The sequence below is a fragment of the Streptomyces sp. NPDC059895 genome (assembly GCF_042731035.1).
Taxonomy (GTDB): Bacteria; Actinomycetota; Actinomycetes; order Streptomycetales; family Streptomycetaceae; genus Streptomyces.
On record NZ_JBHWKO010000025.1, the window covers coordinates 13,752 to 25,392 of the forward strand.

11 protein-coding genes are annotated in these 11,641 nt (G+C 75.0%); 7 read left to right on the plus strand and 4 right to left on the minus strand.

The genetic code is table 11. The annotated features are described in order from the left end of the window. Window positions 1-142 precede the first annotated feature (142 nt). Together ACFV9M_RS25720 and ACFV9M_RS25725 are read right to left on the minus strand one after the other, a co-directional pair. On the minus strand, window positions 143-304 hold the full coding sequence (locus ACFV9M_RS25720) for a hypothetical protein (protein ID WP_385072613.1): 162 nt from the start codon (window positions 302-304) through the stop codon (window positions 143-145). Window positions 305-366: 62 nt separating this feature from the next. After that, entirely contained in the window at window positions 367-870 is a 504-nt protein-coding gene (locus ACFV9M_RS25725; protein ID WP_385072615.1) for a DUF1360 domain-containing protein, read from the minus strand. A gap of 271 nt (window positions 871-1,141) precedes the next feature. Here ACFV9M_RS25725 and ACFV9M_RS25730 point away from each other — a divergent pair, with 271 nt between their 5' ends. From ACFV9M_RS25730 to ACFV9M_RS25750, 5 genes are all read left to right on the plus strand, one after another. Beyond that, entirely contained in the window at window positions 1,142-2,035 is an 894-nt protein-coding gene (locus tag ACFV9M_RS25730; protein WP_385072618.1) for an oxygenase MpaB family protein, read from the plus strand. Between the two features lie 158 nt (window positions 2,036-2,193). Next, the gene (locus ACFV9M_RS25735) at window positions 2,194-2,448 is read left to right on the plus strand and encodes an EF-hand domain-containing protein (protein WP_385072621.1); all 255 of its coding nucleotides are present in this window, start codon (window positions 2,194-2,196) and stop codon (window positions 2,446-2,448) included. A 150-nt stretch (window positions 2,449-2,598) separates the two neighbouring features. Then, entirely contained in the window at window positions 2,599-4,077 is a 1,479-nt protein-coding gene (locus ACFV9M_RS25740; protein WP_385072623.1) for a glutamate--cysteine ligase, read from the plus strand. A gap of 109 nt (window positions 4,078-4,186) precedes the next feature. After that, window positions 4,187-5,878, plus strand: a complete 1,692-nt coding sequence (locus ACFV9M_RS25745; RefSeq protein WP_385072626.1) for a serine/threonine-protein kinase — start codon at window positions 4,187-4,189, stop codon at window positions 5,876-5,878. After that, complete coding sequence (locus ACFV9M_RS25750; RefSeq protein ID WP_385072628.1) at window positions 5,875-6,600, plus strand: hypothetical protein; 726 nt, start codon at window positions 5,875-5,877, stop codon at window positions 6,598-6,600. Before ACFV9M_RS25745 ends, ACFV9M_RS25750 begins: the two co-directional genes overlap by 4 nt. Window positions 6,601-6,688: 88 nt before the next feature. Here ACFV9M_RS25750 and ACFV9M_RS25755 read toward each other — a convergent pair whose 3' ends face one another. Next, on the minus strand, window positions 6,689-7,426 hold the full coding sequence (locus ACFV9M_RS25755) for an SDR family oxidoreductase (protein WP_385072631.1): 738 nt from the start codon (window positions 7,424-7,426) through the stop codon (window positions 6,689-6,691). A gap of 131 nt (window positions 7,427-7,557) precedes the next feature. On the opposite strand from ACFV9M_RS25755, the gene ACFV9M_RS25760 reads away from it, so the two are divergent. After that, window positions 7,558-8,220 (plus strand): TetR/AcrR family transcriptional regulator, encoded by a 663-nt coding sequence (locus ACFV9M_RS25760; protein WP_385072633.1) that lies wholly within the window; start codon window positions 7,558-7,560, stop codon window positions 8,218-8,220. 97 nt (window positions 8,221-8,317) lie between these two features. Here ACFV9M_RS25760 and ACFV9M_RS25765 read toward each other — a convergent pair whose 3' ends face one another. Further along, entirely contained in the window at window positions 8,318-8,755 is a 438-nt protein-coding gene (locus ACFV9M_RS25765; protein ID WP_385072696.1) for an SPW repeat protein, read from the minus strand. A gap of 394 nt (window positions 8,756-9,149) precedes the next feature. Between ACFV9M_RS25765 and ACFV9M_RS25770 the strand changes: the two genes are divergently transcribed. Next, window positions 9,150-11,633 (plus strand): Orn/Lys/Arg decarboxylase N-terminal domain-containing protein, encoded by a 2,484-nt coding sequence (locus tag ACFV9M_RS25770; protein WP_385072635.1) that lies wholly within the window; start codon window positions 9,150-9,152, stop codon window positions 11,631-11,633. The last annotated feature ends 8 nt before the right edge of the window (window positions 11,634-11,641 follow it).

Below are 11,641 nucleotides of genomic sequence, written 5' to 3' on the forward strand. Positions count from 1 at the left end.
GTGAGGCCGGTGAGGCCGGTGAGGCCGGTGAGGCCGGTGAGGCCGGTGAGGCCGGTGAGGCCGGTGAGGCCGTGCTCAGGAACCGCCGCAGTCCGGGCGGCGGACGCGGTGCTCGGGCACCGCTGCCGCCGCCCGCGCCCGCCTACTCGTCGTCGCGCTCGTCGTCGCGCTCGCCCTCTGCCTGGGAGGGAGTCGTCTGCGGCTCGGGAACCGCGTCGCCGGGCGTCTCGCCGGTGTCGACCTCCTCCGGCTTCCCCGGCTCCTCCGGTTCGCCCTCGGCCTGGGACGGGGTGTGCTCGTTCATGGTGGTCACTCCTCCTGACGTGTGCCGGCGCTCCCGATGTGGGGCGGCCGGCGGCGGCCCCCTCACTCTTCGGTGGTCCGCTGGGTCCAGCTCCACGCGTACTGGAGCCAGTCCGCCAGCGTGACGGCGCCCAGGCCCGCGCAGGCCAGGCGGGTGGCCCTGGGGGTCCAGGCGTAGGCCGCGACCAGGCCGCCCGCCACCCACACGGACGTGCAGAACGGGCAGGACACCAGGTCGCCGACGGCGCGCCGCACGCCGTCGCCCCGGGGCTCGTCCATGACCTCCGCGCCCAGGGCGTGGCCCTTGCGGCGGGTGAACGGCGCACGGACGAAGCTGGTGACCTTGTCCCTGGTGAGCAGCCGGGACGTCTTGTACGTGGCCGCGCCCAGCAGGACCACGTCCCACGGCGGCACCTGTTCGGGCAGCCGCACCCCCTGCCGTCGCGCCACGCCGGCGAGCAGGGCGGCAGCGGCCGTGAACGTTCCGGCGAGCACGGCGTAGCCGCCGAGCGGCACCTGCTCCTCGCCGTCGCTCCGCTCCTCGTACCGCACGGCGTCAGCGGTCATGGCACCTCCTGGGACGGTCCGGCCTTCCACCGCGCCCGAGTTCCCCCCGCCCGGGGCGGCACACGCGCGCCGGACGTCCTGGTGGGCGTGCGCCGCCGGGGCGCGGAGCGTACCGGGCCGCGCACCCGGCCGGGCCCCCGGAACCACCCCGCGCCGTCCGGTTTGTGTCGGCGGGCAGCGGGAAGCCGGGGCGCAGGAACCGCTCGACGGAGGGAGACCGCGTGCCCTCGCGTACGACGACCACGTCCGCACCGCCGTCCGGCGAGCGGCCATGAGGACGACCGGGCCGGGTGCGACCGGCCCCCGGGAGAAGCTGGGCAACGGTCTCTTCGCCCGCGTCGCCGGGCCGGACGGTCCGCGCAACCGCGCTCGGATCCACGGCACGCCCGGCCCCCGCTGGTTCGGTCCGGAGCGTCCCGTGCGCCGGGTGCACGCTGACGCGTCGATGTTCATCGGCGGGCTCTCCGCCCTGCTGCTGCAGTCGCTGCACCCGCTCGCCATGGCGGCCGTGGCCGCCCACTCCGGCTTCCGCGGCGACCCGTGGGGCCGGCTCCAGCGCACGAGCACCTTCCTGGCCACCACGACGTACGGCACCGCCGAGCACGCGCAGCAGGCCTGCGACCAGGTCAGGGCGGTCCACGCTGGCATCCACGGCGTGACCGCCGACGGGGAGGCGTACCGCGCCTCGGACCCGCACCTGCTGGGCTGGGTCCACGTCGCCGAGATCGACAGCTTCCTCCGGGCCCACCAGCGCTACGGCCGGTACCCCCTGTCGGACGACGAGTGCGACGGCTACGTGGCGGACACGGCCCGGATCGCCGTGGCGCTCGGTGTCCCCGACCCGCCGCGCACCCACGGCGAACTGGCCGCGCGGCTGGCGTCGTACCGCCCGGAGCTCAGGGCCACCGCGGCGGCACTGGACACCACGCGCTTCCTGCTGCTGAACCCGCCCGTCCCGCTCGCCGCCCGCCTGCCCTACGGCGTGCTGGCCGCCAACGCCGTGTCACTGCTCCCCGGCTGGGCCGCCGAAGAACTGCGTCTGCCGCGGCTCCCGGTGGTCGACGCCCTGTGCGTACGGCCCCTCGGGGCCGCCGTCACGGCGGCGATCCGATGGGCGCTGGCACCGGCCCGGCGCGCGCCGGTCGTGCCGCCGGGCACCCCGTGACCGCAAGGGTGCGCCGTCGCCCGAGTACACCTGCTCGCTCCCCCGTGCCCGAGACCCCGCCGGTCCCGCGGGTGGGGAACCCGGGCGGGAGGGCGGTCGTTTCCCGTCGGGGCGAGGCGACGGGCCCGCCCGCCGGTGGACGGAGCGGGGCAGACACGATGAGCGAGAAGGCCCGGAAGCTGTTCGAGGCGCTCGACCTGGACGGGGACGGGACGCTGACCCGCGAGGAGGTGATCACCGCCTTGCGGACGAAGGGCCCGTCGCTGGCCGCGTCGGGCGATCTGCCGTTCTGGGGGGTGGGGGACACCGACGCCTCCTCGGCGCTGTTCGACGCAGCCGACCAGAACGGGGACGCGGTGCTGACCCCGGAGGAGTTCGCGGCGGTCGTGGACCGGCGTTTCGGCTGGAGCTGACGGGGCCGGCGCGGAGGTGACGCCCGCCCGGGCGGGGGGCGCAGAGCGCCGGTGCCGCCCGTCGGCCCGGCTTCGGCCCGCGTGGTGGGGGCCGCACGGTGGTGCGACGCTTGAGGCAGGGGTGTCCGAGGAGGGCGACCGGGAGGGCCGATGGGACGGGACGTCCCGGCGATGGTCTTCACCCGCGAGGACCGCCGCCGGTACCGCATCAAGATGCAGGAGTGCCTCGACGCGTTCGCCCAGATGCTGCGCGAGGCACGGTTCGAGTCCGAACGGCCGCAGGTGGGGCTGGAGATCGAGCTGAATCTGGTGGACGGCGCGGCCGAGCCGGCGATGCGCAACAACGATGTGCTGGAGGCGATCGCGGACCCCGCCTGGTCGACCGAGCTGGGCCGGTTCAACCTCGAGATCAATGTTCCGCCGCGCCGGCTGACGGAGGGCGGCCCCGACGCGTGGGAGTCCGAGATCCGCGCGGCGCTGAACCACGCCGACCGGCGCGCCCGGTCGGTCGGCGCCCGTCTGATCATGATCGGCATCCTGCCCACCCTGCGCCAGGAGGACATCGGTGAGGGCTCGTTGTCCGAGAACCCGCGCTACCGTCTGCTCAACGACCAGGTGTTCGCGGCCCGCGGCGAGGACCTGCACATCGAGGTGGACGGCGTCGACCGGCTGCGGACCTACGCGGACACGATCACTCCGGAGGCCGCCTGCACCAGCACCCAGTTCCACCTCCAGGTCTCCCCGGAGGAGTTCCCCGGCTACTGGAACGCGGCGCAGGCCGTCGCCGGGGTCCAGGTGGCCCTGGCGGCCAACTCGCCCTTCCTGTTCGGCAAGGAGCTGTGGCACGAGACGCGGATCCCGCTGTTCGAGCAGGCGACCGACACCCGCCCGCAGGAGATCAAGGTGCAGGGGGTCCGGCCGCGGGTGTGGTTCGGGGAGCGGTGGATCAACAGCGTCTTCGACCTGTTCGAGGAGAACCTGCGCTACTTCCCGGCGCTGCTGCCCCTGTGCGACGAGCAGGACCCCCGGCAGACCCTGGACCGGGGCGACGTCCCCGAACTCGCCGAGCTCACCCTGCACAACGGCACCATCTACCGCTGGAACCGCCCGGTCTACGCCATCGCCCACGACACCCCGCACCTGCGGGTGGAGAACCGGGTGCTGCCCGCCGGCCCGACCGTCGCCGACACCCTCGCCAACGGCGCCTTCTACTACGGCCTCACCCGCGCCCTGGTGGAGGAGGAGCGGCCGGTGTGGTCGCGGATGTCCTTCTCGGCCGCCGCCGACAACCTGCACACGGCGGCGCGGCAGGGCATCGAGGCACGGCTGTACTGGCCCGGGATGGGCGAGGTGCCGGTGCCCGAGCTCGTCCTGCGGCGTCTGCTGCCGCTGGCGCACCGCGGGCTGGAGCACTCCGGCATGGACGACACCTGGCGGGAGCCGCTGCTCGGCGTCATCGAGCAGCGATGCGTCACCGGCCGCAACGGGGCGCTCTGGCAGAAGGAGATGTTCCGTCACCTGTCCGCCGCCGCGCGTCCCGGCCGCCACGAGGCGCTGCGCAGGATGACGCAGCTCTACATCGACTACATGCACCTCAACGCCCCCGTGCACACCTGGCCGGTCGACTGATCCCCGGCCGCCCCCCGCAACCGGAGCGGCCCGAGGCGGTGTCTCAGTCCGCGTGACCCGACGGTCCGGCACGGCGGACCGGCGGCCTGGCACGGCTGGGGGGACGGCGATGAGCGCATGGGCGGTACCGGGATACTCCGAGTCGTTCGAGCTCGGCTCCGGAGCGGGCGGCCGCGTGGTCTCGGCCGTGCACGAGCGGACGGGGGTGCCGGTCGCCGTCAAGTACCTCGGCGAGTCGCTGCGGACGCGACCGGACTTCGTGCACGGCTTCCGCGCGGAGGCGGAACTCCTCGGCGGGCTGCACAGCCCGTACGTGGCCGGTCTCTACGAGTACGTCGAGGCGGCGGACGGTGCGGCCATCGTGATGGAGCTGGTCGACGGGATCTCCCTGCGGACCCTGCTCGTCCGGGAGGGCGCCCTGTCGCCCGAGGCCGCGCTGGTCGTCCTCAAGGGCTCCCTGCTCGGTCTGGCCGACGCGCACCGGGTCGGTGTGGTGCACCGGGACTACAAGCCGGAGAACGTCCTGGTCTCCCGGGCGGGGCTGTCCAAGCTCGTCGACTTCGGCATCGCCGTGGAGGCGGGCCTGCGGGCGGGCATCGCCGGAACCCCCGCCTACATGGCGCCGGAGCAGTGGACCGGCGCGCCGGCCTCGCCCGCCACCGACGTGTACGCCGCGACCGCGACCTTCGTCGAGTGCCTGACGGGCCGAAAGCCGTTCCCGGGCGGCAACCTGGCCGAGCTGGCGCTCCAGCACGTGCAGGGGGCCGTGCCCGTCGAGGACGTGCCCGAGGCGGTGCGCCCGCTGGTCCGGCGGGGGCTCGCCAAGGCGGCGGCGGACCGTCCCCCGGACGCGGCGTCGTTCGTCGCGGACCTGGAGGCGGTGGCCGTGGCGTCCTACGGCGGTGACTGGGAGGAGCGCGGGCGCGGGCGACTGGCCGCCGTCGCGGCCCTGCTGCTGTTCCTGCTGCCGTCCGCCGCCCGGGAGGCGCCCCGCTCCACCCCCGACACGGCCCGTACGGTGCTCGGCGAAGGCACGGTCGGGGGCCGGCTGCGTCCGTGGCGGCCCACGTGGCCGGGGGTGGCGGTGTCGGCGGCCGCCGCGCTCGTCGCGGTCCTGTCGGCCGAGGACATCCGTCAGGGCGGCGCGGTGGACGCCGGGCGGGCCGCGCGGGCCGTCGCCACCACGAGCGCCACGCCGGACACGGGCGCGGGCCCCGGCGCGGGCACGGTGCCGTCGAGCCCGGCGCCCTCGCCCGCGACGGACGCGACGGAGGCCGCCGGGGCCACTCCCCCGGCCTCCGTCGGCCCGTCGTCCGGCGCCCCCGGCCACGGCCCCTCCCCGGCGCCCGCCGCCTCCTCGTCCCCTCCGTCCCCGACGGCACCCGGCACGGGGACGACGACCGGGGCTCCCACGGCGCCCGGCTCTCCCACCGCCACGACGGGCACCTCCGCCCCGCCCACGTCGCCCGCGCCGCCCGCGGTCAAGGACATCGCGGTCTCCGACTTCCGGCAGACGGGCCCGGCCACGGCGACGGCGACGATCACCGTCTTCACGGACGGGCCCGGGCCCGTCTCCGTGACCGTCGGCTGGTTCACGGGGGACACCGGCGGTCAGCCGGGCACCGGCGACGGGCAGGCCACGACGGTGCGGCGCGACGGCGCCACGCGGTACACGCTCACCGTCGACCACTCCTTCCAGGGCACCGGCTGCTACTGGGCCGTCCAGGCCACGAGCAGCCCCGCCTCCGCCGACGGCGGCGTCACACAGCAGCTCCCGACACGGCAATGCGAGATCCGATGACCACACCACCCCACGACCCGCCCCCCGACCCCCGGACCGCACCCGCACCCGCACCCGCTCCCGACGCCATGACCGTGGCCGCCGACGCCGCCTCCGACGACGACGGCTACAGCGCCACCGTGCTGGCAGACCACTGGTTCCGACGGCCCGGACCGGACTCGGGGACCCACGCGGCGGTGCCGGTGCCGGTGCCGCAGGCGGGTCCGACGGCGCCCCGGGACGCGGACCGGACCCTCCTGCGCTTCGGCCCGGGGGTGACCGCCGCCCTGGCCCGTGGCCCGCGGGCGGCGCTTCCCGCGGCGCCGCCGGCGCCGCCCGAACCGCCGTGCCGGCGCCTCCGCCGCCACGCGCTGCCCGCTCTCGTACTGGCCGCCGCCCTCGCCTTCGTGCTCTGGCGGCAGCAGTCGGCGGGTCCCGTCGCCGTGCGCGAGGTGACGGTGACGGCGGCACGGCAGAGCGCGGGCTGCGACGGGACCGCCGACGTGGTCGCGGTCGTCCGCACGGACGGCGGGCCCGGCACGTTCTCCTACCGGTGGGTGCGCAACGACGGCACGGCCTCGGACGTGCTCCACGCCACCGTCGCCCGGGGGACCCGGCACACCCGGCTGCACCTGCTCTGGACCTTCCAGGGGCAGGGCCGCTTCACCGCCGCGGCGGAGCTGCGCGTGCTCTCCCCCGTCCGGCGCGCGGCCGAGGTCCGCTTCTCGTACGACTGCCCCTGACGGTTCTCGTACGACGCCCTGACGGCTCTCGTACGACCGCCCCTGGCTCGCGCGACCGCCCCGGGAGTCCCGGGCGCCCCTCGGCCGGTCAGGCGATGCCCCCGTTGGCGAACAGGACCTGGCCGTTGACCCAGCGTCCCGGGCCGGCCAGGAAGGCGACGGTCTCGGCGATGTCCTCCGGCCGGCCGAGGCGCTCCAGCGGGGGCTGCGCGGCGAGGCGGTCGACGGCCTCCTGGTCCTTGCCCTCCAGGAAGAGGGGCGTGGCCGTGGGCCCGGGCGCGACGGCGTTCACGGTGATGTCGCGGCCGCGCATCTCGCGGGCGAGCACCATCGTCATCGCCTCGACGGCGCCCTTGGTCGCGGCGTAGGCGGCGTAGGCGGGGAAGGCGAGCCGGGTCACCGAGGTGGAGAAGGTGACGACGGCGCCGCCGTCGCGGACCCGGCGGGCCGCCTGCTGGGCGACGACGAACGTGCCGCGGATGTTGGTCCGCGCCATCCGGTCGAACGTGTCGAGATCGAACTCGGCGACCGGCCCCAGCAGCATGACGCCGGCGGTGTGGACCACGACGTCGATCCCGCCGAAGGCCTTCTCCACCTGGTCGAAGGCCTCGCCCATGGCGGTCTCGTCGGCGACGTCGCCGGTGACCGCGACCGCCCGGCCGCCGCTCCGCTCGATCGCGGCGACGGTCTCGTCGGCCGCGGCCCGGTTGCCCGCGTAGTGCACACCGACGGCCATGCCGTCGGCAGCCAGGCGGTGGGCCACGGCGCGGCCGATGCCGCCGGAGGCTCCGGTGACGAGGGCGACGCGTGTGGTGGTGTCGGACATGATGCTGCCTCCGCAGTCTTATGGACGTGCCGTTCATATAACCACTTTGTGAACGCCGCGTCCATATGCAAGGCTGACGACACTGCCCTCACCGCACGAGGGCCGGACGCTCACCACGGGAAGGCCGACACATGCCGGAGCCGACGGAACGACGGACGGAGTCGCCGGAGCGGCCGGACCCGCCGGCGCGGCCGGACCGGGAACAGGCCCCGCGGCTCCGGCGCGGCCGGGGCCGACGCCCGGCCGCCGAGGTGCGGGCCGCCACCCTCGACGCGGCCGGTACCCTGCTCCTGCGCGGGGGCATGGGCGCCTTCACGATCGAGGCGGTCGCCGAGGAGGCCGGTGTCAGCAAGACGACGATCTACAAGTGGTGGCCCTCCAAGGGGGCGCTCGCCCTCGACGGCTACTTCCACGCGGTGGAGTCCGCGCTGACCTTCCCGGACACCGGGGACATCGAGGCCGACCTGACGGCGCAGCTCCGCGCGTTCGTCCACGTCGTCACCGAAACGCCCGCCGGGCAGGTGATCGCCGAGCTGATCGGCCAGGCGCAGACCGACCCCGACCTGGCCGCCGCCCTGGTGCAGCGCTACGCCGGCCCGCGCCGCGAACTGGCGGTCCGTACGATGCGAGAGGCCCGGTCACGGGGCCAGTTGCGCGCCGACGTCGATCCCGAGGTCCTGGTCGACCAGCTCTGGGGCGCCTGCTACCACCGGCTGCTGATGCCCAGCCTGCCCGTGACGGAGGAGTTCGCGGTGAGCCTGGTGGCCAACCTCATGCGGGGCGTACGCCCCTGAGTCGTCACGGCGCCGGGCGAAACCGGACCGTGTCCGGCCGGCGGGCGGCGCCGCGCCGAGCCGGACCGGACCGTTCCGTCAGGTGCCGCACCTGCCGTCAGGTGCCGCGCCTGCCCTGCGAGGACCGCTCCGCCTGGGCGCCGGCGCTGGCCGCCAGAGCGAGCAGCAGGGCGACGACACCGACGATGACGTTGTTCACGACGGTCCTGGTGGTGCTGACGTCACCCGCGACGACCCAGGGCGAGACGATGGTCCACACGGCGAGCGCGCACGCCGCCCACGCCATGCTGTGGGTGCGCTCGTACGCGCGGCCGAAGCCGCCGCTCATCAGCAGCGCGTAGGCGATGCCGACGATCAGGTTGTTCACCGCCAGCGTCGACAGGTCGCTGAACCCGGCGATCCACGGGGAGGCCGCGAGGTACACGCCGGTGATCAGGGCGCAGGCCTCCACGGCCTGCGCCCTGGGGGTACTGGTGAGGCGTTCCGCCATCTCGTGACGGTCGCGCATGGCGATGATGTCGGGATGGGTCTCCATCGACGACCTGGGCGACGTGGTCACTTCCCTCACCTCCGCAGTCTTCAGCCGGTACAGGGGAAGTTCGGGTACCCCCACCGCACCACATATGCACCATTCGCCCGCATTTCTACCGATTCGTGATTGATCGCGATGGATCCCGGTCCGCGGGGCCGCACCTCTGGTAGTCGACGTACTCGACGCGCCCATGACCCGGGCGAGCGGGCCGTGGACGACGCCCTGGACCCGAGTCCGCGGCACCCGGAGGAACAGGTGCGGCCGCCGCCCCCCGTGGCCGCGCACACTTCCCGCCGTTCCGTCCTGCGGGTGGTTTACCCGCTGTGCTCCCGGGCCCCGCCGTGACCGCGCGGAGACTGACCCGGGGTGGCGCGGGACCGCCCGGGGAGGGAGCCACATGGCGGACAGCTCGATTCTGGTGGCGGTGCGGGAGCGTCCGGGGGGCGAGGGCGCCCGCGCCGAGCAGTGGGCGCGGATCCGTGAGGTGATCGAGGCACGCGGGTTCGGGGTGCGGTGGGCGGGGGACGCCGCCGACGCCGAGGCGGTGCTGCGGACGGAGGCGGGACTGGCCGCGGCGCTGGTCGCCTGGGAACTGCCCGGCGGCGCGGACGGGGACCGGGAGCCCGGCGGTACGGACGGGGACCGGGAGCCCGGCGGTACGGACGGGGACCGGGAGCCCGGCGGTACGGACGGGGACCGGGAGCCCGGCGGCGCCGCGGTGCTGCGCTCCCTCGGCCGGCGCTTCCAGGACCTGCCGGTCTTCCTGGTCCTGACCGGCGACGGCGTACGCGACCTGCCGCTGTGGGTGGCGGAGTCGGTCGTGGGGTACGTCTGGCCGCTGGAGGACACTCCGGCCTTCGTCGCGGGCCGGATCACCGCCGCAGCCCGCACCTACCGGGAAGCCGTCCTGCCGCCGTTCTTCCGGGCACTGCGCCGCTTCCACGACGCGCACGAGTACTCCTGGCACACCCCGGCCCACTCCGGCGGCGTCGCGCTGCTGAAGTCGCCGGCGGGGCGGGCCTTCCACGACTACTTCGGGGAACGGCTGCTCCGCAGCGACCTGTCGATCTCCGTCGGGGAGCTCGGCTCGCTGTTCGAGCACACCGGCCCGATCGGCGAGGCCGAGCGCAACGCCGCCCGGGTCTTCGGCGCCGACCTCACCTACTTCGTGCTGCACGGCGACTCCACCTGCAACCGCGTGGTCGGCCACTTCAGCGCCACCCGCGACGAGATCGCCCTGGTGGACCGCAACTGCCACAAGTCGGTGCTGCACGGCCTGGTCGTCTCCGGCGCGCGCCCGGTCTACCTGATCCCCACCCGCAACGGCTACGGCCTCGCCGGGCCGCTGCCCCCGGCGGAACTCGCGGCGGACTCGATCGCCGCCCGGATCGCCGCCAACCCCCTCACCCGGCAGGCCCTCTCCCCCGACGCCCAGTACGCCGTCTTCACCAACTCCACCTACGACGGCCTGTGTTACGACGCCTCCGCGGCCGCCCGCGCCTTCGCCGCCAGTACGCCCCGGCTGCACTTCGACGAGGCGTGGTTCGCGTACGCCCGCTTCCACCCGCTCTACGCGGGCCGCTACGGCATGTCGGTCGACGAGGACACCGTCCCCGGCCCGGACCGCCCGACGGTGTTCGCGACCCAGTCCACGCACAAGCTCCTGGCCGCACTCTCGCAGAGCGCCATGGTGCACGTCAGGCCCGCCCCGAGGGCGCCCGTCGAGCACGACCGGTTCAACGAGGCGCTGATGATGCACGGCACCACCTCGCCGCTGTATCCGATGATCGCCTCGCTGGACGTGGCCACCGCGATGATGGACGGGCCGCAGGGCCGCTGGCTGCTCGACGAGGCCGTCACCGAGGCGGTCCGGTTCCGTCAGGAGATGGTGCGCATCCGGCGCCGCGTCGAGGAGGCGGGCGACCGGCCGCCGTGGTTCTTCGGCGTGTGGCAGCCCGAGACCGTCACCGACCCGGCCGACGGCGCGCGGCTGCCGTTCGAGGAGGCGCCGGCCGGTCTGCTGGCCGGCGAGCCGGCCTGCTGGCACCTGGAGCCCGGCGCCGACTGGCACGGCTTCCCGGGACTGACCGACGGCTACTGCATGCTCGATCCGGTCAAGGTCACCCTGACCTGCCCGGGCATCGACGCCACGGGCGCGACGGCCGACCTGGGCATCCCGGCGCGGGTGCTCACCGCGTACCTGGCGGCGCGCGGGATCGTCGTGGAGAAGACCGACAGCTACACCGCGCTGGTGCTGTTCTCCATGGGCATCACGAAGGGCAAGTGGGGCACGCTCCTCGACGCCCTCCTGGACTTCAAGGCCCTCCACGACCAGGACGCGCCGCTCGACCGCGTGCTGCCCGCGCTGGTCGCCGAGCACCCCGGACGGTACACCGGCCTGACCCTGCCCGCGCTGTGCCGGGAGATGCACGGCCACCTGCGCGCGGCCGGCCTCGTGGACCTGCTGGACACGGCCTTCCGGCAGCTGCCGGAGCCGGTCGCCCCGCCCCAGCACTGCTACCAGCAGCTGATCCGCGGCGGCACGGAGCGGGTACGGCTGGCCGACGCGCCCGGCAGGGTGGCCGCCGCCATGGTCACCGTCACCCCGCCCGGCATCCCCGTGCTGATGCCCGGTGAGAGCGTCGGTGCCGCCGACGGCCCGCTGCTGCGCTACCTCGGCGCCCTGGAGTCCTTCGACCGCCGCTTCCCCGGCTTCCGCAGTGAGACCCACGGGGTGACCCTCGACCCGGACACGGGTGACTACCTGATCGAGTGCCTGCGCCCGGGGACGGGCACGGCGGCGAGCGGATCCGCGCGCGGGCGCCGTGCCCTGGCTCCGGCACAGCGCAGCAGCCCGGAGGAGGTCCCGAGGCGCCCCTGACGGCTACG